Source organism: Streptomyces rubiginosohelvolus (assembly GCF_014649875.1).
Classification (GTDB): Bacteria; Actinomycetota; Actinomycetes; order Streptomycetales; family Streptomycetaceae; genus Streptomyces; species Streptomyces rubiginosohelvolus.
Window position 1 is genome coordinate 826,075 of record NZ_BMTW01000001.1, and the last position, 23,079, is coordinate 849,153.

Annotated in this window: 21 protein-coding genes; 15 read left to right on the top strand and 6 right to left on the bottom strand. The window is 72.2% G+C overall.

The window, feature by feature from the left end; translation table 11 throughout:
* Positions 1–19: 19 nt before the first annotated feature.
* The gene (locus tag IE134_RS03930; RefSeq protein ID WP_032769185.1) at positions 20–769 is read right to left on the bottom strand and encodes a LamB/YcsF family protein; all 750 of its coding nucleotides are present in this window, start codon (positions 767–769) and stop codon (positions 20–22) included.
* Positions 770–888: 119 nt separating this feature from the next.
* Between IE134_RS03930 and IE134_RS03935 the strand changes: the two genes are divergently transcribed.
* From IE134_RS03935 to IE134_RS03950, 4 genes are all read left to right on the top strand, one after another.
* Positions 889–1,608: an HD domain-containing protein gene (locus tag IE134_RS03935; protein WP_189429580.1), complete on the top strand. Its 720-nt coding sequence runs from the start codon at positions 889–891 to the stop codon at positions 1,606–1,608.
* Between the two features lie 175 nt (positions 1,609–1,783).
* Positions 1,784–3,028 (top strand): PQQ-binding-like beta-propeller repeat protein, encoded by a 1,245-nt coding sequence (locus tag IE134_RS03940; RefSeq protein ID WP_098016891.1) that lies wholly within the window; start codon positions 1,784–1,786, stop codon positions 3,026–3,028.
* Between the two features lie 120 nt (positions 3,029–3,148).
* Positions 3,149–4,408, top strand: coding sequence for a Cmx/CmrA family chloramphenicol efflux MFS transporter (locus IE134_RS03945; protein WP_179887914.1), 1,260 nt, complete (start codon positions 3,149–3,151; stop codon positions 4,406–4,408).
* Positions 4,409–4,606: 198 nt separating this feature from the next.
* Positions 4,607–5,266 carry an HAD family acid phosphatase gene (locus IE134_RS03950; protein ID WP_030718490.1) on the top strand — a complete coding sequence of 220 codons (660 nt, stop codon included), beginning with the start codon at positions 4,607–4,609 and terminating at the stop codon, positions 5,264–5,266.
* A gap of 9 nt (positions 5,267–5,275) precedes the next feature.
* On the opposite strand, the gene IE134_RS03955 is transcribed toward IE134_RS03950, so the two are convergent.
* The gene (locus IE134_RS03955; protein WP_010055960.1) at positions 5,276–5,566 is read right to left on the bottom strand and encodes a DUF4031 domain-containing protein; all 291 of its coding nucleotides are present in this window, start codon (positions 5,564–5,566) and stop codon (positions 5,276–5,278) included.
* Positions 5,563–5,934, bottom strand: coding sequence for a DUF8819 family protein (locus tag IE134_RS03960; RefSeq protein WP_010055961.1), 372 nt, complete (start codon positions 5,932–5,934; stop codon positions 5,563–5,565). Before IE134_RS03960 ends, IE134_RS03955 begins: the two co-directional genes overlap by 4 nt.
* A gap of 128 nt (positions 5,935–6,062) precedes the next feature.
* On the opposite strand from IE134_RS03960, the gene IE134_RS03965 reads away from it, so the two are divergent.
* From IE134_RS03965 to IE134_RS04000, 8 genes are all read left to right on the top strand, one after another.
* Positions 6,063–6,980, top strand: a complete 918-nt coding sequence (locus tag IE134_RS03965) for a MurR/RpiR family transcriptional regulator (RefSeq protein WP_030718487.1) — start codon at positions 6,063–6,065, stop codon at positions 6,978–6,980.
* Between the two features lie 66 nt (positions 6,981–7,046).
* Positions 7,047–8,027 (top strand): N-acetylmuramic acid 6-phosphate etherase, encoded by a 981-nt coding sequence (gene murQ, locus IE134_RS03970; protein WP_050513755.1) that lies wholly within the window; start codon positions 7,047–7,049, stop codon positions 8,025–8,027.
* Between the two features lie 45 nt (positions 8,028–8,072).
* Positions 8,073–9,641, top strand: coding sequence for a PTS transporter subunit EIIC (locus IE134_RS03975; protein WP_030718482.1), 1,569 nt, complete (start codon positions 8,073–8,075; stop codon positions 9,639–9,641).
* 174 nt (positions 9,642–9,815) lie between these two features.
* Complete coding sequence (locus IE134_RS03980) at positions 9,816–10,184, top strand: type II toxin-antitoxin system RelE/ParE family toxin (protein WP_189429582.1); 369 nt, start codon at positions 9,816–9,818, stop codon at positions 10,182–10,184.
* Between the two features lie 5 nt (positions 10,185–10,189).
* Complete coding sequence (locus tag IE134_RS03985) at positions 10,190–10,525, top strand: helix-turn-helix domain-containing protein (RefSeq protein WP_030718476.1); 336 nt, start codon at positions 10,190–10,192, stop codon at positions 10,523–10,525.
* Between the two features lie 115 nt (positions 10,526–10,640).
* Entirely contained in the window at positions 10,641–11,261 is a 621-nt protein-coding gene (locus IE134_RS03990) for an NADPH-dependent F420 reductase (protein WP_030718474.1), read from the top strand.
* A gap of 104 nt (positions 11,262–11,365) precedes the next feature.
* Positions 11,366–13,168 (top strand): PP2C family protein-serine/threonine phosphatase, encoded by a 1,803-nt coding sequence (locus IE134_RS03995; RefSeq protein ID WP_098893758.1) that lies wholly within the window; start codon positions 11,366–11,368, stop codon positions 13,166–13,168.
* Positions 13,165–13,614 (top strand): response regulator, encoded by a 450-nt coding sequence (locus tag IE134_RS04000; protein WP_032782446.1) that lies wholly within the window; start codon positions 13,165–13,167, stop codon positions 13,612–13,614. Before IE134_RS03995 ends, IE134_RS04000 begins: the two co-directional genes overlap by 4 nt.
* Here the strand turns inward: IE134_RS04000 and IE134_RS04005 are convergent.
* Positions 13,580–15,982 (bottom strand): ATP-binding protein, encoded by a 2,403-nt coding sequence (locus tag IE134_RS04005; protein ID WP_189429584.1) that lies wholly within the window; start codon positions 15,980–15,982, stop codon positions 13,580–13,582. The two genes, IE134_RS04000 and IE134_RS04005, sit on opposite strands and share 35 nt — an antisense overlap.
* 157 nt (positions 15,983–16,139) lie before the next feature.
* On the opposite strand from IE134_RS04005, the gene IE134_RS04010 reads away from it, so the two are divergent.
* Positions 16,140–16,493, top strand: a complete 354-nt coding sequence (locus IE134_RS04010; RefSeq protein ID WP_030718465.1) for a PRC-barrel domain-containing protein — start codon at positions 16,140–16,142, stop codon at positions 16,491–16,493.
* Between the two features lie 119 nt (positions 16,494–16,612).
* On the opposite strand, the gene IE134_RS04015 is transcribed toward IE134_RS04010, so the two are convergent.
* Positions 16,613–17,281, bottom strand: coding sequence for a hypothetical protein (locus tag IE134_RS04015; RefSeq protein ID WP_189429586.1), 669 nt, complete (start codon positions 17,279–17,281; stop codon positions 16,613–16,615).
* A 175-nt stretch (positions 17,282–17,456) separates the two neighbouring features.
* On the opposite strand from IE134_RS04015, the gene IE134_RS04020 reads away from it, so the two are divergent.
* Positions 17,457–18,500, top strand: a complete 1,044-nt coding sequence (locus tag IE134_RS04020) for a LacI family DNA-binding transcriptional regulator (protein WP_030718455.1) — start codon at positions 17,457–17,459, stop codon at positions 18,498–18,500.
* A gap of 106 nt (positions 18,501–18,606) precedes the next feature.
* On the opposite strand, the gene IE134_RS04025 is transcribed toward IE134_RS04020, so the two are convergent.
* A complete protein-coding gene (locus tag IE134_RS04025) occupies positions 18,607–21,435 on the bottom strand; it encodes a glycosyl hydrolase (RefSeq protein WP_189429587.1) in 2,829 nt (942 codons plus the stop codon).
* 235 nt (positions 21,436–21,670) lie between these two features.
* Between IE134_RS04025 and IE134_RS04030 the strand changes: the two genes are divergently transcribed.
* Positions 21,671–22,975 (top strand): ABC transporter substrate-binding protein, encoded by a 1,305-nt coding sequence (locus tag IE134_RS04030; RefSeq protein ID WP_030718450.1) that lies wholly within the window; start codon positions 21,671–21,673, stop codon positions 22,973–22,975.
* Positions 22,976–23,079: the final 104 nt, after the last annotated feature.

Genomic DNA, 23,079 nt, shown 5'->3' on the forward strand with positions numbered 1-23,079 from the left:
CCCGTCCCACTCGCCCCGCTCACGCGAACGCCCGTACCGTGACGCCCGCTTCCTCCAGGGCGGTCCGCACCCGGCGGGCGAGCGCCGCCGCGCCCGGGGTGTCCCCGTGGACGCAGAGCGAGCGCGCCGAGACCGGTATCCGGCTGCCGTCCGCCCCGGTCACCGCCCGCTCGACGGCCATCCCGACGCTCCGGCGTACGACGTCGTCCGGGTCGTGCACCACCGCGCCCGGCTCGCCGCGCGGTACGAGGGTGCCCTGCGGGGTGTACGCGCGGTCGGCGAAGGCCTCCTCCACGGCGCGCAGTCCGGCCCCGGCCGCGTGGGCGAGCAGCCGGGATCCGGGCAGCCCGAGCACGGCCAGGCCGCCGCCCGCGAGCCGGACGCCCGCGACGACGGCGGCGGCCTGGTCGTCGTCCCAGACGGCCCGGTTGTAGAGGGCGCCGTGCGGTTTGACGTACGAGACGGTGGATCCGGCGGCCTCGGCGAAGACCCGCAACGCGCCTATCTGGTAGGCGATCTCGGCGGTCAGCTCGGCGGGCGGCACGTCCATCGACCGCCGCCCGAACCCGGCCAGGTCCCGGTAGGAGACCTGCGCCCCGATCCGTACGCCGCCGGCCGCCGCCGCGTCGCAGACCCGCCGCATCACGGAGGCGTCGCCCGCGTGGAAGCCGCAGGCCACGTTGGCGCTCGTGACACAGGCGAGGAGCGCGTCGTCGTCGGTCAGGGTCCAGGTGCCGAAGCCCTCGCCGAGGTCGGCGTTGAGATCCATCATCACGGGCGCACGGTAGGGCGGGTCCCGGCCGGGCGACAAGGGCCGGTCCGGTGGGCGGAACCCCTCGTACCCCCTCGCAACCCCTCCCCTGGACCTGTACGTCCTAGAGTCGCCCCATGACGGACCACCACACCTCCCACCCGCCCCACGGCTCCGACAGCTCCGGTGCCGAGGCCGGTCTCCGGGACCGCTGGCACGACACGCTGGTGGCCGCGCGCGCCGGGGCGGAAGGGCCCGATCCGCTGCCGTACGCCGAGAACCTCCTCGCCCGCTGGGCCGAACCGCAGCGCCGGTACCACACGACCGCCCACCTGAGCACGGTCCTGGACCGGGTCGACACGCTGGCCGGCCACGCCGACGACGTCCACGCGGTGCGGCTCGCCGCCTGGTTCCACGACGCGGTGTACCGGCCCGACCGGAGCGAGAACGAGGAGCGCAGCGCCGCCCTCGCCGAGCGCGCGCTGCCCGAGGCGGGGGTGCCGGACGCGGTGACGGAGGAGGTCGCCCGGCTGGTCCGGCTCACCGTCACGCACGACCCGGCCGACGGCGACCGCAACGGCGAGGTGCTGTGCGACGCCGACCTGGCCATCCTGGCGGGCGGCCCGCAGGAGTACGGGGCGTACGCGGCCCAGGTCCGGGAGGAGTACGGCTTCGTGCCGGACGAGGCGTTCCGGGCGGGCCGGGCGGCGGTCCTGCGGCAACTCCTCGATCTGCCGAGGCTGTTCCGTACGCCGTACGGCGCGGCGGAGTGGGAGGCGCGGGCCCGGCACAACCTGGCGACGGAGCTGGAGCTGCTGACCTCGTCCGGCCCCGAGATCGGCACAGGCACCGGCTGACCACGCGTCCCGCCCCCGTGAATGTTCCGGTTCGTTCACGGTGTCGTCCCGGTCACGCCCTCGCCCGACCGGTGAAGCCCGTCGGACGCTAACGTCTCGCATCGCAGATGCACACACTCTGCAAAGGCAGCCCGTTCAGCTTTCCACTCAGACAACTCCACGGGGGTAAGGCGAAATGTCCAAGGGACTCGGCACGACGGCCGGTAGAACTTCCCGGCGGCGACTGCTGCGGCTGGCCGGGGGCGGTCTCACGATGGCGGTGCTCGGAGCCGGCCTGACCGGCTGTGAGGACGAGCTCGCGACCGGCGGCGAGGGCAGCACCCCGCCGCCGCGCAGCGAGTCTCCCGGAGACGGCAAGGGCGACCGGGGAGGCAAGGACGGCGGGGCCCCCGCGCCGCTGTGGACGAAGTCGGTCCCGGCGCAGACGTACGGGGACAACGACGAGCTGGTGACCGTGGACGGTGTGGTCATCGCGAGCGGCGATCCGCTGGCCGCGCTCGACGGCGCGACCGGGAAGGAGCGGTGGTCGCTGCCCGGCGGCGCGGTGCCCGGTGCGCCGCTGCTGCTCGGCAACGGCACCCTGTACCTGGCCAGCGGTCAGTACGACGGCAACGTCATCGGTTACGTACCGGGGTCCGGCAAGGAGACCTGGCGCAGCCACCTCGGCAAGGAGTACCGGCAGCCCAGGCCGATCGCGGTGGACGGCGATCAGGTCTACGTCATCGCCGAGATCCTGGAGGCCGACGGCTCGTCCCGCACCAACGTGATCGCCGCGCTGAACAGCACCACGGGCAAGGTCGCCTGGAAGGAACAGCGCGACCTCGGCACCCAGCAGAACGGCATCCACGCCGCCGTGCAGGGCCGCCATCTCGTCTACACCGACTTCAAGAACAACCTCACGGTCCGCGACACCGCCACCGGCAGGCAGGTGTGGACGCAGAAGACGACGAAGACGAGTTACGGGCCGTTCGTCGTCCACCAGGATCTGGTGATCGTCCCGCAGGGGCAGCGGCTCCAGGCCTTCGCGCTGTCCGACGGGGCCGAGAAGTGGTCCGTGGAGGCCGAGGAGTTCGCCCTGTTCCGGGAGCCGAGCCTCGTGGAGGGCGTGCTGTACATCGCGGACAGCGGTCGCACGGTGTGGGCCCTCCAGCCGGGGACGGGGAAGAAGGTCTGGCAGTCCACGGCCCTCAAGGACGCGAGCGCGCAGGTGCCCCGGCAGTTCGTCACGGCGGGCGGCACCCTCTACGCGGCCACCGACCTGGACCCGCAGGGCGGCGTCCACGCCTTCGACGCCAAGACGGGCGGGCTGCGCTGGACGTTCAACGACAAGTCCGGCGACCACCACGCCTGGCTGGTCGCCACCGACGGGAAGCGCGTCTACGCCCTGCACGGCAAGAAGCTCCACGCTCTGCCCGTGTGACAGGCGCCCTACATGACAGGGGTGTGAACAGGCGGGCCCTCCTCCCGGCGCCGGGGAATGCGGATGCGTTCTCCGGCGTTGGGACGAGTCATGCCCGACTCTCCTTCGCGCCGCGCACCCATGCCCCTGGCCGTATACATTCTCGGCCTCTCGGTCTTCGCACTCGGCACCAGCGAGTTCATGCTGTCGGGCCTGCTCCCGCCGATCGCCGACGACATGAACGTGTCGATCCCGCAGGCCGGCCTCCTCATATCCGCGTTCGCGATCGGCATGGTGGTCGGCGCCCCGCTGCTGGCCGTCGCCACGCTGCGGCTGCCGCGCCGCACCACGCTCATCGCGCTGATCTCGGTGTTCGGCCTGGGCCAGATCGCCGGTGCGCTGGCGCCGACGTACGAGGTCCTCTTCGCCTCCCGTGTCGTGAGCGCGCTGGCCTGTGCGGGCTTCTGGGCGGTCGGGGCGGCCGTGGCCATCGCGATGGTCCCGGTGAACCAGCGGGCGCGGGCGATGGCCGTGATGATCGGCGGCCTGTCCGTCGCCAACGTGCTGGGTGTGCCGCTGGGGGCCTTCCTCGGTGAGCACCTCGGCTGGCGGTCGGCGTTCTGGGCGGTGGGCGCGGCCTCGGCGGTGGCCCTGGTCGGCGTGGTCACGCGCATCCCGCACATCCCGCTGCCGGAGAAGAAGCCCGAGCTGAAGCGGGAGCTGACGATCTACCGGGACCGGCAGGTCTGGCTGGCCATCGTGATCACCGCGCTCGCGGCGGGCGGGGTGTTCTGCGCGTTCAGCTATCTGGCGCCGCTGCTGACGGACGTGGCCGGCCTCGACTCGGGCTGGGTGCCGTGGATCCTCGGCCTGTTCGGGGCGGGCGCGCTGATCGGCACGATGATCGGCGGCCGGGTCGCGGACGCGCACCTCTTCGGCGTGCTGCTGAGCGGGATCACGGCGTCCACGGTGTTCCTGGTGGCGCTGGCGCTGTTCGCCTCCAGCCAGGTGGCGGTGATCGCGCTGGCGTTCCTGCTGGGCCTGTCCGCCTTCTTCACCGCCCCCGCCCTGAACGCCCGGATGTTCAACGTGGCCGGGGCCGCCCCGACACTGGCCGGAGCCACCACGACGGCCGCGTTCAACCTGGGCAACACGAGTGGCCCGTGGCTCGGCGGCACGGTGATCGACCTGGACTTCGGCTTCGCCTCCACGGCCTGGGCGGGCGCGGCGATGACGGCCCTGGCCCTGGCGGCGGTGGGTGTGGCGCTGCGCCTCCAGCGCGGCGGCGGCGCGGGCGGGACCGGCGGTTCGCGGTCGCGCTCGCGGCTCATCGCGAAGAGCGCGGCGGCTCGCGCCGGGCGCCCGGCGGGAGCCGATTCCGTCCCGTCGACGGGCGCGTGACTCCGTAGCCCCGGGCCCACCCGACCACTTTCGGCCGCCGCCCGGCCGATAGCCGTCGGGTCGCCGAACAGCAGCCGAAAAAGTCACTACCGACCAGTAGTGAGACGGTCACCCGCCCTTCATTATTGAGCGCGAGCATGACAACCCGTCGTCCGATCGACGCACGGGCCATCGCAGGTTTCCCACCCAGGAGTCCTCATGCATGCAGGCGCCACCGTCCAGCGCACCGCCGCGACGCTGACCGCGACGCTCGCCCTCGTCGCGATCCCCGTCGCCTCGGCCGGAGCGACGGAGATGACGGCCCCGGCCCGCCCCGCCCCCGTGACCGCCTCCGCGGCCCCGGCCGCCACCCTCGCCGCAGACGTCGACTACGCCGCCTGGCGGCGGGACGTCGCGGCGGTCGTCGCCGAGGCGCGCCCCTGGATCGAGGCCCGGACGGAGAGCGCCGGGAGCGAGAAGCAGGCGATCGTCCTGGACATCGACAACACCGCGCTGGAGACGCACTTCCACCCGTTCTGGAAGCTGCCCACCCCCGCCGTGGGCGACGTCCGCGAACTGGCCCGCTACGCGGATGCGCGCGGTGCGGCCGTCTTCTTCGTCACCGCCCGGCCGGGCATCATCCACTCCCTCACGGACTGGAACCTGAAGCAGGCCGGCTACCCGGTCGACGGCCTCCGCGTCCGCAGCCTGCCCGACCTCTTCGAGGAGGTCAGCGCCTACAAGACCGAGCAGCGGGCGGAGATCGAGGCGAAGGGCTACAAGATCATCGCCAATATCGGGAACAACACCACCGACCTCGTCGGCGGCCACGCCGAACGCGGCTTCAAGCTCCCGGACTACGACGGCGCGCTCTCCTAGGGCCTCTCGTCAGGGGCCGGAGGGGCGCCCCGCAGGCGCGGGCCGCCCCTTCGGCCTCCGCAGCCCGGCGGCCGTGAGCCGCCGGACCAGCTCCTTCGAGCCGACCTCCCGGGCCCCGGCCCGCACCGCGTCCGCGTAGTGCGCCTCCGGTACGTCGTAGTGGTCGCGCTCGAAGGCGCGCGGCGGGCAGCCGATCGCGGCGGCGAAGGCGTGCAGCTCCTCGAACGAGACGTCGCTCACCAGGTGCGACCAGAGGCGGCCGTGTCCGGGCCAGGTGGGCGGGTCGATGTAGAGCGTCACCGCCGCAGCACCTCGCCGAGCGCCCCGACCGGCGCCACCGCCACGGCCGCCTTGGTGCAGACCCAGTGCGGGTCGGGCCCGAGCTCCGGCTCGACGTCCAGGGCGTGCGGCTCCTCCTCCGGCGAGCACGCGGGGCACAGCGGCCACCGCCCGTACCGCTCCAGCAGCGCGTCCTGGACGTCCTGGGCGACCAGCCCCGCGACGAACTCCGCGCCCTCGGGCCACTGCTCCACCCACCACCGGCGGTGCGTCACCGCGTCCTCGACCAGCGAGACGATGTCCGCCTCGGCGACGTCGGCCGCCGCCAGGTCGGCCATGACGAGGGCGCGGGCGGTGTGCAGGGACTGCTCCAGGGCGTTCAACTCCATGCCCCCATTGTGCGCCCGCGCGCAGACGGCTCATCCGAAGATCGCGCCGCAACCCCCGCCGAGGATCCCGCCAGAGGTAGGGATCAAAGGGGGTTGACGGACCCGGAGGTTGAAAATATCTTTCAGATGTGACCAGTGATGTGAAGGAAATTTTCAGCAGCGACTCACCGCCGGCTCCGGCGGCCCTCGCCGCCAAGGTCCGGACCCTCGCCCCCTCCATGACCCGCTCGATGCAGCTGGTCGCCGAAGCCGTGGCGGGCGACCCGGCCGGCTGCGCCGCCCTCACCGTCACCGGTCTCGCCGAGCGCACCGGCACCAGTGAAGCCACCGTCGTCCGCACCGCCCGCCTCCTCGGCTACCCCGGCTACCGGGACCTGCGCCTCGCGCTGGCCGGTCTCGCCGCGCACCAGGAGTCGGGCCGGGCCCCGGCCGTCACCGCCGACATCGCGGTGGACGACCCGATCGCCGACGTGGTCGCCAAGCTCGCCTACGACGAGCAGCAGACCCTCGCCGACACCGCCGCCGGGCTCGACACCGTACAGCTGGGGGCGGCCGTCGCCGCCGCCTCGACCGCCCGCCGCATCGACATCTACGGCGTCGGGGCGTCCTCCCTGGTCGGCCAGGACCTGGCGCAGAAGCTGCTCCGGATCGGGCTGATCGCCCACGCCCACATGGACCCGCACCTCGCGGTGACCAACGCCGTGCAGCTGCGCTCCGGCGACGTGGCCATCGCGATCACGCACTCCGGCTCCACGGGTGATGTGATCGAGCCGCTGCGGGTCGCCTTCGACCGCGGGGCGACGACGATCGCGATCACCGGGCGGCCCGACGGTCCCGTGTCGCAGTACGCGGACCACGTGCTGACCACGTCCACCGCGCGCGAGAGCGAGCTGCGCCCCGCCGCCATGTCGAGCCGGACGAGCCAGCTGCTCGTCGTGGACTGCCTGTTCATAGGCGTCGCGCAGCGGACGTACGAGACCGCCGCGCCCGCCCTGGCCGCCTCCTACGAGGCGCTGGCCCACCGCCACACCCCGCGCACCCGCTGACCGCCCGCGCCGCCCCACCCGTACGCGTACGAGACCGAGCACCCCGAGAAAGCTGAGCCGCACCTCATGACCTCCACCACCGACGCGAACACCGACACCCCCGGCGCCACCGACGCCCCCGGGACGTACGGCGAGCTCCGTGCCCAGCTGGCCACCCTCACCACCGAGGCGTTCCGCCCCGAGCTGGCCGAGATCGACCGGCTGTCCACCGAGGAGATCGCGCGGATCATGAACGGCGAGGACGCCACGGTCCCGGCCGCCGTCGCCGAGCGGCTGCCGCAGATCGCCGCGGCCATCGACGCCACCGCCGAGCGCATGGCGCGCGGCGGCCGGCTGATCTACGCGGGCGCGGGCACGGCGGGGCGGCTCGGGGTGCTGGACGCCAGCGAGTGCCCGCCCACCTTCAACACCGACCCGGCCGAGGTCGTCGGCCTGATCGCGGGCGGCCCGTCCGCCATGGTCACGGCCGTCGAGGGCGCGGAGGACAGCAAGGAGCTGGCCGCCGCCGACCTGGACGCGCTGAAGCTGACCGCCGACGACACCGTGGTCGGCATCTCCGCCTCCGGCCGCACGCCGTACGCGATCGGCGCGGTCGAGCACGCCCGCACGCAGGGCGCCCTGACGATCGGCCTCTCCTGCAACGCGGACTCGGCACTCGCGGCTGCGGCGGAACACGGCCTGGAGGTCGTCACCGGACCCGAGCTGCTCACCGGCTCGACCCGGCTGAAGGCGGGCACGGCGCAGAAGCTGGTCCTCAACATGATCTCGACGGTCACGATGATCCGGCTCGGCAAGACGTACGGGAATCTCATGGTCGACGTCCGCGCTTCCAACGAGAAGCTGCGGGCCCGCTCCCGGCACATCGTCTCCCTGGCCACCGGCGCGTCCGACACCGCGATCGAGGCCGCCCTCGCCGCCACCGACGGCGAGGTCAAGAACGCGATCCTGGTCATCCTCGGCCAGGTCGACGGCCCCACCGCCGCCCGGCTCCTCACCGAGTCCGACGGCCACCTGCGCGCCGCCCTCGCGGCCGTCCGCACCACCTGACCCACCGGGTATCCCCACCCCCCGCACAGCAAGGCACCGAGCACCATGGCCACTGAAGACAAGAACCGCGCCACCGCCGCCGCGATCCTGCCGCTCGTCGGCGGTGCCGCGAACGTCGCCTCCATCGCCCACTGCATGACCCGGCTCCGCCTCGGGCTGCACGACCGGACCCTCGTCGACGACGAGGCGCTGAAGGCCCTGCCCGCCGTGATGGGCGTCGTCGAGGACGACACGTACCAGATCGTGCTGGGTCCGGGCACGGTCGCCCGGGTCACCCCGGAGTTCGAGCAGCTGGTGGAGGAGGGCCGCGAGGCAGCGCCAGCCCCCGGACCCGGTGGTCCGGCCGCCGTCTCGTCCGACGATCTGGCGGCACAGGGCGCGGCGATCAAGGCACAGCAGAAGGCGAAGAACGCGACCCCCTTCAAGCTGTTCCTGCGGAAGATCGCCAACATCTTCGTACCGCTGATCCCGGCGCTGATCGGCTGCGGGATCATCGCGGGCCTCAACGGTCTGCTGGTGAACCTGGAATGGCTGCCCGCCGTGACACCGGCGCTGGCGGCGATGGCGTCGGGCTTCATGGCGCTGATCGCGGTGTTCGTGGGCTACAACACGGCGAAGGAGTTCGGCGGTACGCCGATCCTGGGCGGTGCGGTCGCGGCGATCATCGTCTTCCCGGGCGTCGCGAACATCGACGCCTTCGGCCAGACGCTCTCGCCCGGCCAGGGCGGTGTGCTCGGTGCGCTGGGCGCGGCGGTCCTCGCGGTGTACGTGGAGAAGTGGTGCCGGCGGTGGGTGCCGGAGGCGCTGGACGTCCTGGTCACCCCGACCCTCACGGTCTTGATCTCCGGCCTGGTGACGATCTTCGGCCTGATGTTCGTGGCCGGGGAGATCTCCTCCGCGATCGGTACGTTCGCCGACTGGCTGCTCTCCAACGGCGGCGCGGGCGCGGGCTTCGTCCTCGGCGGCCTGTTCCTGCCGCTGGTCATGCTGGGCCTGCACCAGGCGCTGATCCCGATCCACACGACGCTCATCGAGCAGCAGGGCTACACGGTCCTGCTCCCGATCCTGGCGATGGCCGGGGCGGGCCAGGTCGGCGCGGCGATGGCGGTCTACTTCCGCCTCCCCCGCAACGAGTCGATCCGCCGCACCATCAAGTCGGCGCTCCCGGCGGGTCTGCTGGGCGTCGGCGAGCCCCTGATCTACGGCGTCTCGCTCCCGCTGGGCCGCCCGTTCATCACGGCGTGCGTGGGCGGGGCGTTCGGCGGCGGCTTCGTCGGCCTGTTCAACCAGCTCGGCGACACGGTCGGCTCGACCGCGATCGGCCCGTCCGGCTGGGCCCTGTTCCCGCTCCTGGACGGCAACCACGGCCTGGGCTCGACGATCGCGATCTACGCGGGCGGCCTGCTGGTGGGCTACGTCGCCGGCTTCCTGGCCACGTACTTCTTCGGCTTCAGCAAGGACCTGCTGACCGAGTTCAACGTCTCCCAGGAACCGGCCCCGTCCACGATCGCGGCGACGGGCGGCACGACCCCGTCCACGACACCCCCTGCCGCAGGCGGCCCGGATACCCCGGACCCCGGCACCGACCCGGCGAAGGCCCCGGCGGGGGTCTGACCTCCGGCCCGAGCGCTTCTGCGGCCCTCCCGCGTGCTCCCCGCGCACCTCGCCCTGTCGACGACCGGGAGAAGTGCGCGGGGAGCGTCAAGATCACGTCTGGCGCTCACTCGTCAAGGCAGATTTTGCCGAACCGGACTATGATGTCGTTCACGACATATTACGGTGCCGCGCGTGACAAACATTCACGTCATCGAGCTGGAGCCCGAAGTCCGTGACTGGCTGGAGCTTCTTTCGGAGAAGCACTACTGGAAAGTGGAGGAGTACGCGGGCCTGCTCGCCTCAATGGGAACGAGCACTCCGATGCCGTTCAGCCGCCCCTTGCGGGACGGGGTGTACGAGCTTCGGCCGACGCTGAACGGCGAGGCCACCAGGGTCACGTACTGGTTCGCCCCGGATCGTCGCATCGTGCTTCTCACCGTCTTCCGCAAGACACGGATGCGGGAGTCGGCGCAGGTGGATCGGGCCGTGCGGGCCCGCGAGCTGTGCGAGGCCGAGCACGGTCCGGCCCACACGACGTACACACGTGGAGAGAGCAGGTAGGCCCCATGAACCACAGTCGCTGGAAGCTGAAGCGCGAACAGGAACTCGGCGCGGACCACGGCGAGAGCGAGGAGACCCGCGCCGAGCGCGCGGAGATCCGGCTTGCCATGGCTTTCGCGAAGGCGGTGTACGACCGCCGCAAGGAGCTCGGCCTTTCCCAGAGCGACGTCGCCGAGCGGGCGGGGCTGACCCAGGCGAAGGTCTCCCGTATCGAGGGCGCCGATGCCGTGCCCACGCTCCCTCTGCTCCGGCGACTGGCTCGCGCTTTGGACGCCTCCCTTAGCATCGCCCTGGACGAAGATCAGGAGAAGGTCGCCTTCGTAGCCCGTACAGCGGCCTGACAAGCGCGGAGCCAGGCGCCCAGAGCAGCGCGACCTGAGGACTACGCCTAAGGGCCGCCCCACCCCGGTCTCCGGCCCGATCCGCCCCGGGCACCCGCCGCCTAGCGTCGTCCCCATGCGAATCGGACTGCTCGGCACCGGAAATGTCGCCCGCGCCCTGGCCACCGGCTGGCGCGCCGCAGGGCACGACGTCCTCCTCGGATCGCGTCATCCGAAGGAACGGACCGACCTCGGCCTGCCCGTCGCGGGCCTCGACGAGACGGCCGCACACGCGGAGGTCCTGGTCAACGCGACGCCCGGCGGCGTCTCCGTGGACCTGCTCCGCTCGATCGGGGCCCCGGCGCTGGCCGGCACCCTGCTGATCGACGTCGGGGTCGGCCTCTCCGACGACTTCAGCGCCCTCACCCACCCCAACAGCAGCCTGGGCGAACTGATCCAGGAGGCGTTCCCCCTGACCCCCGTCGTCAAGACGCTCTGCACGATGGACTCGACCACGATGGTCGCCCCTGGCGAGCTCACGGAGCCGGGCACGGTCTTCCTCTCCGGCGACGACCCCGAGGCCAAGGCCACCACGGGCCGGCTGCTCACGGACCTCGGCTGGCCGGCCTCCTCCCAGCTGGACATCGGCGGCATCACGACGGCCCGCGGCCAGGAGCACTTCGCGTTCCTGTTCATGGGGATCGCGGGCGGGGTGAACTCCCACACCTTCAACATCAAGGTCGTCACCCGGCCGTAGGCGCCACCCCCGCCCCAGGAATGAAATCCGGCCCTCCGGTCATACTGGCCCAGGACAGACGACAGGCATCGGGCAACTCACGAACGGCACCGGAGGGCGGGGGCATGGTCGACGACGACACGTGGTCCGGCGCGTTGCACCGGCTCTGGCAGGCCGCTTCGCGGGCGGAGGAGGTCGCCGCGCTGGCGGACGACGTCTACGCGCCGCTCCTCGCCACCCCGGGCGTCCACCTCGTCGTGGGTACCCGGTGGGACGAGGACGCGACCCTGCGGTACATGCGGGCCCTCGGTGCGGACGGCGACGCCCCGGTGATCATCGCGACGGCCCGGTCGATGCCGGGGGCCGCCGTCCGTGAACCCGACGGCGAACCGGTGGTCACGCGGGGCTCGGTGGACGAACTCGACGACGCGGCGTGGCCCGAGGCGGAGTTCCTGCGGCAGTCGCCGGGAGCGTCCGTCGTGGCGTGCACCTTCCGGCTCGACCGGAGCGGCTGGGCGGGGCTCAGCGTCGCCGTGGACGCCTCGGCCGACACGGAGGGCGTCGCACGCCGTCTGGCACAGGCCGTCGACGTCATCGTCGCCTGCCACACCGGCATACTCCAGCGCGGCCGCGAGGCCCGCCGGGGCGCCGACGACGCCCTGCTCGCCGAGGCGTCGCTCCAGATGGACTCGTCGCTCGACGTCGAGGACACCCTCAGACGGGTGGCCCGGATCGCCGTCCCGGCCGTCGCGGACGGCTGCCTCGTCCATCTGCTGCGCAAGGACGGGCCCGAGTTCGTCGCCGCCACCCACGTCGCCGTACAGCAGCAGCGCGCGCTGGAGGAGGCGGGCCGCGACGACCCGTGGCTGGCCGCCCTGCTCGCCCAGCGGGACGACGGCGACCAGGCGCTGTTCCTGAGCGGCGCCGCGCTCGACGGCTCCCCGTTCGCCGTCCCCGGCCCCACCGGGGGCGGCCGGCACCCCACGGTGGTCAGCGTCAGCACCCTGCACGCCCGCGGCCGCGTCGTCGGCAGCATCACCTTCGTCTACCAGCGCCCCGAGGACCGGCTGCCCGACAGCGCCTTCCTCGACAGCCTCGCCACCCGCGCCGCCCTCGCCATCGACAACGCCCTGCTGTACGAGCTGCGCCGGCACGCCGTCCTCTCCCTCCAGGAACACCTGCTCCCCTCGCAGCTCCCGGCCGCAGCGGGCTGGGACCTGTCGGCGAGTTACGAGGTCGGCGACCCGATGCTCGACGTCGGCGGCGACTTCTACGACGCCGTGCCCCGCCCCGACGGCTCCATCGCCCTGCTGATCGGCGACGTCTGCGGGCGCGGCGCGGAGGCCGCCGCCCTCACCGGCCTGGCCCGGCACACCCTGCGCACCCTCCTGGAGGAGGGCACCGACCCGGGCACCGCGCTGAGCCGCCTCAACCGGGCCCTGCGCCAGGAGGGGGCGTCCCGCTTCCTCACCGCGGTCGTCGTGACGATGACACCCCGGGCCGACGGCACCGTACGGCTCACCACATGCAGCGCGGGCCACCCGCGGCCGCTGGTGCTCCGCGCGGACGGCTCCATCGGCGAGGTCGTCTCCGGCGGACTGCTCCTCGGCATCCTGGACGACGTCTCGTACGACAGCCACGAGGACTCCCTCGCCCCGGGCGACACCCTCGTCCTGTTCACCGACGGGCTCACCGAGTCCCGGGAGGCGGACGGCACGTACTTCGAGAGCGTCCTGCCCGGGCGCCTCGCCGCCCTGCGCGGCAGCGACGCCGCCCATGTCGCGGAGAGCCTGGCCCGGCAGGCCAGGACCTTCCGCGCCTCCGGGCAGGACGACATCGCCCTGCTCGTGGCCCGCTGGAACGGCATCACGCCCTCCGACGGCCTGCTCCCCCTGGAAACCCTGCTCGAACAGGCGGCGTTGCGATGACCGGTGGCGGACTGATCCTCGTGGTCGAGGACTCGGAGGAGGACACCGAGGCCATCCAGCGCGCCCTGTCCCGCTCGCACCCCTTCCTGGACCTGGAGTTCGCCCCGCGCAGCGAGGACGTCCTCCCCCGGCTCCTGGACCCGGCCGCGCGGACCCCGGACCTGCTGCTCCTCGACCTCAACATGCCGGGCATGGACGGCCTGACACTGCTGTCGAGCCTGCGCGCCCACCCTGCGTGCGCGTCGCTGACCGTGGTGGTCTTCACCTCCTCCACGGCCTCCGCGGAGGAGGACGCCTGCTACGCGGCGGGCGCGGACAGCTACATCTACAAGCCCGTCAACTTCGAGCTGTTCCAGACCGTGCTGCAGGGCGCGGTCGACTTCTGGCTGCCGCGCGCGGCCGACGGCGCGGTCACGGCCGCGCCTCCGGCGGCTCCTCCAGCGTGAACCAGACGGCCGTGCCGGGACCGCCTCCGCAGTCGGCGTCCGGTGCGGCGGCCGGGCTCTCCAGCCACAGCCGGCCCCCGTGCCGTTCCACGATCCGCTTGACCACGGCGAGGCCGACGCCCGAACCGCCGCCCCGCTCGTCGCGGCGGTGCAGCCGGCGGAACAGCTGAAGGACGTCCGCCTGCTGCCCGGCCGGGATCCCGATGCCGTTGTCCCGGACGACGAGAGCCGTCACCGTAGCCCCGCCCTCCTCACGGGCCTGGCCCGGCACGGCGGTCCGTACCGCTTCCACCCACACCCGCCGCTCCCCCGCACCCTCGTCCGCCGCGTACTTGGCCGCGTTCACGAGCAGGTTCTCCAGCACCTCCCGCAGCCGCTCCCGGTCCGCCCGCAGCCGGGGCAGGGCCGCCGGGCGCACCAGCGTCACCCCCTGCTCGGCCAGCCGGCCCCCGGCCACCACCAGCGCGTCGTCCAGCACCTCGTCCACCGACAGCGCCTCGCGCTCCAGGCCCACCTGCCCCAGGCGCGAGAAGTGCAGCAGCGAGTCCAGCAGCCCGTCCATGCGCTCCGCGAGCCGCCGTACGGTGGTCAGCCGGCGCAGGGACGTCGTGTCCAGGACGGTCCCGGCGTCCTCGACGATGAACGCGGCGGCGTTCGAGATCCCCCGCAACGGCTCCTTGAGGTCGTGCGCCGCCGCGTGCGCGAACGAGTCCAGGTCCTCGTTCGTCCGGGCCAGCTCCGTGTTCCGCGCCTCCAGCGCCACGACCTGGCGGGTCAGCAGCCCCGACACCTCCCGCCACAGCTCGCCGGCGACCACCCGCTGGGCCGGACTCCACGGCGCGCTCCGCCCTCGTACGGTCGCCCGGTAGACCGCCGCCGAACCGCGCGGGGTCAGCCGCTCGCCCCCGGGGCCCGTACGCACTGGCCGGGACGGATCGGCCGCCCACTCCCGGGGCGCGGGCTGCTCACGACGCCACCAGGCCAGCAGGTCGCCGTCCCGGTTGAACGGGAGGAGCAGCAGACCGGCAGGGATCCCTTCGGCCTCGGCCTCCTCCGGCTCCAGGCCCAGCGCTTCGGGCAGCCGGTCGCTGCTCCAGACCTCGCCGACGGAGCCGTCCTGCGCGAGCCGGGCCAGCAGACCGGACAGCGCGTCCGGCAGCGGCGCCCCCGCCGTCAGCGTCTCCGTACCCCGCAGCAGCACCGCCCCGTCCGCGTCGAGCAGTTCGGCGAGGCCGGATCCGGGTCGCATCCAGTCGTCCGGTGCCCCGGAGGTCAGCCGGGCCAGCACGGCGGCGAGCGCCCGCCGGTTCCGGGCCAGCTCGTCCGCCTCCTCGCGCCCGGCGACGGCCGCCAGTTGCAGGGACAACGCGATCCCGAAGAACTCGCACGCCGCCCGCGCCTCGGGCGACAGCCGCGTCGGCTCGTCGCCGTGGCAGGCGATCAGCCCCCACAACTCCCCTTCTTGCAGCAGCGATACGGACATGGACGAGGCCACCCCGATGTTGCGCAGGTACTCGAGGTGGTAGCCGGAGACCGTCCGCAGCACGGAGGCGGAGAGGTCCAGCGGCTCACCCGTGTCCGCCCGCAGCTCGGGCACGAGCCCCGCCGTGCGGTCGTCCACATCGCCGATGACCCGGATCCAGTTACGGGCGTAGAGGCGGCGGGCCTGCGGCGGGATGTCACTGGCCGGGAACCACAGGTCCAGCCAGGGTTCGCGCCCCTCGCTGCGGTCCTCCGCGATCACCTGGCCTGGCCCGTCACGGCCGTCGAAGCGGTACGCCACCACCCGGTCGTAGCCGGTGAGCGTCCGAATCTCCCGGACGGCGGCCGCACAGCACTCGGTGACGTCGGTCGCGCCCTGGAGCTTCTGCAGGGCTCGCCGCACCCGGGGGTAGAAGTTCTGGAACACGAACGGCCCGCCCTCGGACCGGGGTTCGAACTCCAGGACCAGCAGATCCCCGTTCCGGTGCACGGTCACGTCGAACAGCCGGGCCCCGCCCTCATCCCCCAGGGTCAGCGGCAGCACTCCGGAGGACGCGGGCCCCTCCTGCGGGGCGGCCGCGCCGGAGTCCGTCACGGCCTCCGCGCTCTCCCGCGCCAGCGCCCACTGCTCGTCACCGATCAGCTCCGTGACCGGCCGGCCCAGCAGCTCCCCGGCCGCCCGGCCCAGCACCTCGGCCGCGTTCCGGCTGACGGTGTCCACGACGGCGTCGTCCCACCGCGCGGCGATCAGTGCCCCGTACGACTGGACACCTCCGAGCAGATGGATCGGCTCGCGCACACACTGCGACAGGTCGAAATCCTGGCTGACCCCGGCCTCGGCCGCGACCGCCCTGGGGGTGAGCCACCCTTGTACGTCGTCCGGCACCGTCTCTGCTCCGTCCCTCGGCTGCGCCCCCTCCTTCCTACCCCCTGGTGGTCGCACCAGGTGTAGGCCACCTCTCCCCGGGCACTCGAAAGCCAGCGGAAAACACCGAGGAAGCACCGCAAGAATAGGCGAGGCGACCTTCGCGAAAGGAGCCACAATGAGCGACTCCCTGTGGGGCTACCAGCCGTCGAGCGGTCACACCGCGGGCGTCGATCTGACCGGCTATTCGGTCGAGGCGACCGACGGCAGTATCGGAAAGGTCGACAAGTATTCCGACGAGGTGGGCTCGGCCTATCTGCTCGTCGACATCGGAGTATGGATCTTCGGCAAGGACGTCCTGCTACCCGCGGGCACGGTGAAGCGCATCGACACGGAGGACCGGAAGGTCCACGTCGACCTCACCAAGGAACAGGTCAAGGACTCCCCGGAGTTCGACCGCAACCACCAGACCGAGGATGCGGCCTACCACGAGCAGCTGTCCGCGTACTACACCGCGTACCGCATCCTGTGACGGAGACGCGCGTACGGCCCTGAACGGCGGCGGGCCCGACCCCGAGGAGGGGCCGGCCCCGCCGTCTCACGTGTGGCGTCCTATAACTATGCGACTTTAATAACGGGATCTTGCAGCCCTCAGCCCGCCAGGTCCGACCAGAACGGCACCCGGGCCCCGGCGGCGGGCTGCGGCCACCTCTTCCCCGGGTCCGGGTCCCCGAACTCCTGCTCAACCCACTCCGCCAGGTCCCGCCCGTAGTGGATGGTGTCCGCACCGACGACGGAGAGCACCGGCCGCCCATGAGCCACCCCCGCCCCCGTACCGGAGTCCGTCCCCGCACCCAGGCCCGTCCCCGAGGCCAGATACCGGTGCGAGTAGAGCGGGATCAGTGCCGGTACGGAGGCGAGCGCGGCCCGTGCCGCCGCCACGGCCTCCGCCGGGTCCGCCGGGCGCGGCCCCCACCGCCCGCCGGGCAGCCACCAGCCGTGCTCCACCGAGAACAGCAGCTCTTTTACCGGCCGCCCCAGCCGCTCCCGGATCAGCTCCGGGTCGCCGTCCCGCCAGTTGGGCCACGGGCTCCGCGGGGACTCGCCCTCCTCCGGGGGCACCGCCCGGTCCACCGGCAGCCCGGCCGCCAGGAAACCCCGGTGGTCGGGGGCGAACACGATGCCGTACTCCGCCTCGATCCGGTCGAACTCCGCATCGCTCAGACCGGGTTCCCACGTGCACACGCCCAGCTCCGCCAGACGGCGTGCCGCCTGTGCCCCCGCCCGTACTCCCTCACGTACCGCCTCGTCACCGGTCATCGCAGCAGCCTAACGACAGCCGCTCCTGGGAGCGCTCTCAGCGATGTCGGCGCCCGGCGCTAGGCTGTAGACGATCCGGCGACGACACCGAGCACGCACCACGCACACGTACGCGCAGACGCGGACGCACGCACCGGCCCGCGTATCGCCGCCCCGTCGACAAGGAGCGACCGCCTTGCCCGAGCAGTCCCCCGGGTCCCGGCCCACCCTGGAAGCCGTCGCGGCACGCGCGGGGGTGTCGCGGGCCACCGCCTCACGGGTCGTCAACGGGGGCGATGGCGTCCGCAAGCCGCTCGTGGACAAGGTACTCAAGGCCGTCGAGGAGCTCGGCTACATCCCGAACCACGCGGCGCGGACCCTCGTCACCCGGCGCACCGGAGCGGTGGCCGTGGTCATCGCGGAGCCGGAGACCCGGTTCTTCTCCGACCCCTTCTTCTCCCAGCAGATCCGGGGCATAAGCAAGGAGCTGACCGCCCACGACACCCAGCTCGTCCTGCTGCTGGTGGAGGGGCCCGGGGACTTCGACCGGATCGCCCGGTATCTGGCCGGCGGGCATGTCGACGGGGCGCTCGCCTTCTCGCTGCACACCGACGACCCGGTGCCCGCGATCACCCGGCGGGCGGGCATTCCGGCGGTGTACGGCGGGCGGCCCAGCTGGACCGCCGACCCGGGCGACCAGGCCGTCCCGTACGTCGACGCGGACAACCGGGGCGGGGCCAGGCTGGCCGTGCAGTATCTGCGGGACCTGGGGCGGGAGCGCATCGCGCACATCGCCGGGCCCGCCGACCAGACCTCCGCGATGGACCGGCTGGACGGCTACCGGGACGTGCTGCTGGACGTGGACCCGACGCTCGTCGCCGACGGGGCGTTCACCGTGGAGAGCGGAGCCCGGGCGATGGCGGAGCTGCTGGAGAGGCGGCCCGACCTGGACGCGGTCTTCGTCGCCAACGACCTGATGGCCTCGGGCGCACTGCGGGTCCTGCGCGAGCGGGGGATCTCGGTGCCGGAGCAGGTGGCGCTGGTGGGGTTCGACGACATGGACTCGGTGGCCTCGGAGACGGATCCGCCGCTGACGACCGTCGGCCAGGAGATCGAGGGGCAGGGGCGGCTGATGGCCCGCCTGCTGCTGCGCGCCCTGGACCGGGAGCGTACGGGCAGCGGCGACGTCCCGGAGTCGGTGATCACCCCGGTCACGCTGGTACGGCGGGCCTCCGCCTGAAGCGGGCCCGCCCGGGCCCCGCGCGAACGTACGGCGGGCCTCCGCCTGAGGAACCGGAGACCCGCCGCGCTCTACGTCACCCTTGCCGGTCGTCGACCGGCAGCGGTCACTGGTACGGAATCCGCAGCACCGCCGCGTCCGTGCCGGTCTGCACCTGGGACGTGCCGTTGCCGAGCGCGTTCCAGATCTCCAGCCGGACCGTGCCGTTCTTCAGCTCGCCGAGGCTGCCGGTGGTCGCCTGCGCGCCGACCGCCTGCGTGTACTCCTCCCACCCGGCGACCGGGTCGGTCGCGAAGTAGCGGAAGGTCTCGGTGCGGTCGAACGTGCCGTCGCCGGTCAGGTCGTAGCTGACCCGGACCTGCGGGGCGAGCCCGACCTTCGTGCCGGCGTCCACCCGGAGGCGGAAGCCGGTGGCGGCCCCGGCGGTGACCTTGCCGTTGACCTTCTTCACCTCGTAGACGGTCGGGCGGTACGGGGTGCCGTCCCGGTTGACGCCGTCGGCCGAGGCGATGGTGTCCGCGCCCGCCGGGTCGGTGGTGGCGGTGGTGAGGACGCCACCGGTCTTGAGGCGGAAGGTGTTCCCGGTGGACGGGTTGCCCGGGTCCGGGTCGGGATCCGGGTCGCTGCCGCCAGGACCCGTGCTCGTGGCCGTCGAACGGGCGGGCACGGACAGGGTCTTGCCGTCGGAGAAGGTCACCGTACGGGCGGTGGAGCCGTGGTTGTGCGCGGTGTAGGTGCGCGTCCCGTTCTTCGAGAAGACGGCGGAGGTCGGAATGTCGCCGCTGACCGTCATGTCGGGGGCGCCCACCGCCGCGAGGGTGTTGATCCAGTGGTAGGTGTGCGCCTTGGACTCACCCTGCTCGGGGGTGTAGTTGCCGTTCACCCCGTCCCACTTGGCCTTCGCGGACGCCGGGTCGGAGAGCGACTCGAACTCCCAGAGCAGGTCGCGCCACTCCTGGGCGGGCCCGCCGTTCTCGCGCTCCATCTCGGCGATGTTCCGCTTGATGGCGGCCTTCTCGCGGGCGAGGTGAAGCGAACCGCCGGTCACCGGCAGGACGTTGATGCCGTGGATCTCCTCCGGGTTGGCGGTCCACCAGGTGGAGTACGCGCCGCCACTGCCCCAGACCATGCCGACCGTGTCGTGGCCGAAGGAGGCGGGGAAGACCTGCTGCGAGGCGTCGAACCAGTACTGGGTGATCGCCTCGGACTCGGTGGTCAGCAGGTAGCTGCCGAGGTCGCGCAGCGCGTTGTCGCCGGTGGCCGAGCCGAAGAGCACCAGGGCGGCGCTCAGATTGATCGACTCCGAGGAGGACTCCTGGTTGTTGCCCGCCGCGAAGCCCTGGTGGCCGGAGGCCCAGCTGTGGCCCGCGTACACGTCGAAGCCGCGCAGGAAGGGGTAGGCGGAGTCGGTGCGGCTGGCGTTGGCGGTGTCCCGGATCAGGTGCTTGATCATCGTGCCCCAGGCCGAGTCGGCGACCCAGGCCTGGTCGTACTGGGCGATGATCGCCGCCGCGTAGACGTAGTAGCTGTAGTGGAAGTGGTGGTCGTTGAGCTCGGTGTCGCTGCCGTACGAGGCCGGGTAGCCGGTGAGGGTCTTCCAGTCCTTGTCGTAGCTGAACTCACTGGCCCCGCCCGCCGTGAACCACTCCTGGAGCCGGCCCTTCATCAGGCCGAGGAGCTTGTCGCGGGTGGCGGTCTGGCCGATCTGGTCGGCGACGGGCACCAGCTGGGCGAGGCGGCCGAGCGCCTTGCCGGTCCAGTAGGTGTCGGTGGCCCCGGAGAACGGGTCGGAGGCGTTCGCGACCTCGTTGAGGTAGCCGGTCAGCCGGGCCTTGTCGACGCCGCTGGAAGCGGGCAGCGCGGGCACGACGCCGTTGTTCTTCTGACTGGTGGTGAAGGTGGCGGACTCGCGCACCTTCATAGTGCCGCGCGGCGATACGTACGTGTACGGGGTCAGCGCGTCGGAGGTGTGCAGCCACTGGTGGCGGTAGAGGGCCTGGAGCGTGCCGCGCTCGGAGCCCTCCTTGGCCTCGGTGGTCAGGCTGTAGGTCGCCCGGACGTTGCCGCCGGTGGTCTGCCAGGCCACCTGGGAGCCGGTGACGAAGCTGAAGGCGTACTTCCGGTAGGTGGAGAGCGCGTCCGTGGAGGGCAGCACGGCGAGCGAGAAGTAGTCCTTGGAGCCGAGACCCGCGGTGATCGTGGAACCGGAGATGTTCCAGTCGCTGCCGGTCGGCGCGAAGAGCGCGTAGTGGTGCCCGGCGACGGTGATGCCGAGGACGTTGCCCTGGTCGGAGAAGACGGTGGGCGCGGAGGCGGTCGTGATGCGGGCGTCGCCGCCGGAGCCCTTGGCGTACACGAAGGGCATGCCGTGGCCGATGGTGGCCCGGAAGGTGCGCGATCCGTCGGCCCAGTAGGGCGTGACGGTCCAGTCGGACCAGGCGTCGGCCTTGGTGTCGGGCGAGTTCAGGCCGGAGAGCCCGACGGTGAGGTCGGCCTTGTGGGCGTACTCGTACTGGCGGCCGTCGCCGACGATCGCGGGCGTGGTCGGATAGCCGACCTCCAGGCCGGACGCCTTGGCCTGGTACGTGAGCGGGTGACCGTACATGGGGGTGCTGTACGGGTTGTCGCCGTAGCGCTGGAAGGCCAGCGAGGACCACCAGTCGTTGGTCGGGACCGGCTTGGACCGGGCGGCGGTGGTGAGCTTCGGGGTGACGGGCGCCCCGGTGTTGGTGGTCGGCCCCTGGGTGCCGGCCGGGCGCGCGTCGGTGTAGCTGCCGGCGCCGGCGGGGATGGTGGCGGCGGCAGCGGGGGAAGCGGCGGGGCCCAGGCCCACGGCGGCCACGGCGATCGCGAGGAGCGTCGCGGCCGCGGGTCTGGGGGTGACTCGGGAAACGAGTCCGGAGAGGGAGGTCAGCACGAGCAGCACCTCGATCATGGGGGGCGAAGAGCGCGTTCGAGAGCGCTCTCAAGTGCCAAGGAACGTAAAACTCCTGAAACGTGAGTGTCAAGAGAACGCACACAGGCGGCAGTTGGAAGGCGGTCCGGTGTAACCCCAAGCTGTTATGCGTTCGAGTCTTGACGGGGCGAGGACGGTGGGAGACGCTCCAGACGCAGGTTTTGAGAGCGCTCTCAAGGCGCTCGGTTCATCCCGAAGCCAAGGGAGGCTTCCCATGCCCATCGCCCGAGCCGCCAAGAGAGCCACCGCCCGCCTCGGCGCGGTCGTCCTCGCCGGGGCCCTCCTCGCCGCCTGTGGATCCAGCGACTCGTCGGACTCCTCCGACAGCGCGGGCGGGAAGGTCACGCTCAACGTGGACCTCTTCGGGTCCTTCGGCTTCAAGGAGGCCGGGCTCTACGAGGAGTACCAGAAGCTCAACCCGAACATCACGATCAAGCAGAGCGACACGCAGGACGAGGCGGACTACTGGAAGTCGCTCCAGACCCGGCTCGCGGGCGGCGGCGGCCTGGCGGACGTGCAGGGCGTGGAGGTGGGCCGGATCGCGTCGGTCACCCAGCAGCAGTCCGACAAGTTCCAGGACCTGAAGGAGTTCGGGGCCGACAAGCTCAAGGGCGAGTTCGCCGAGGCCAAGTGGTCGGCGGCGACCACCAAGGACGGCAAGATCCTCGGCCTCGGCACGGACGTCGGCCCCGAGGCGATGTGCTACCGCACGGACCTCTTCAAGGAGGCCGGGCTGCCCACGGACCGCGAGGAGCTCGCGAAGAAGTGGGCCACGTGGGACGGCTACCTGGAGCTGGGCAAGGAGTACAAGAAGAAGGCCCCCGCCAAGAGCGCCTGGCTGGACAGTGTCGGCTCGCTCTACGGGATCATGATCGGCCAGGAGAAGGAGCGTTACTACGACGCCTCCGGCGAGCTGATCTACGACAAGAACCCGGCGGTCAAGGAAGCCTGGGACACCTCCGTGGAGGCGGCCGAGGCGGGCCTGAGCGCCAAGCTCGACCAGTGGTCCCCGCAGTGGAACCAGGCGTTCGCCGCCGGCTCCTTCGCCACCATTCCCTGCCCGGCCTGGATGCTCGGCTACATCAAGGGCCAGGCCGGTGACGGTGGCCAGGGCAAGTGGGACATCGCCAAGCTGCCCGGCGGCGCGGGCAACTGGGGCGGCTCGTACCTCTCCATCCCGCGTGCGGCCAAGCACAAGGAGGAGGCGTACAAGCTGATCGAGTGGCTGACCGCCCCCGAGCAGCAGGCGAAGGTCTTCCAGAAGCAGGGCAACTTCCCGTCCTCGACGGGCGCCATCGAGACGATCGCGGGTGCCAAGGACGACTACTTCTCGGGTGCGCCGATCGGCCAGATCTTCGGTGACGCGGCGAAGGAGTCCCCGGTCCAGGTGCTGGGTGTGCACGACCAGAACGTGATGCAGCAGATCACGAACGCGCTGAGCGAGGTCGAGCGCAAGGGGACGTCGTCGGACAAGGCGTGGGGGACGGCGAAGAAGGGCGTGGACAACGTGATCGGCTGACCCGCCGGTCCGCACGATCCGGCGTGGACCACGTAACCGGCTGCCCCGCCGGTCCACACGGTCCCGCTCCTCCCCCCTTCCTGCCTGGGGCCGGTCCACCGGTA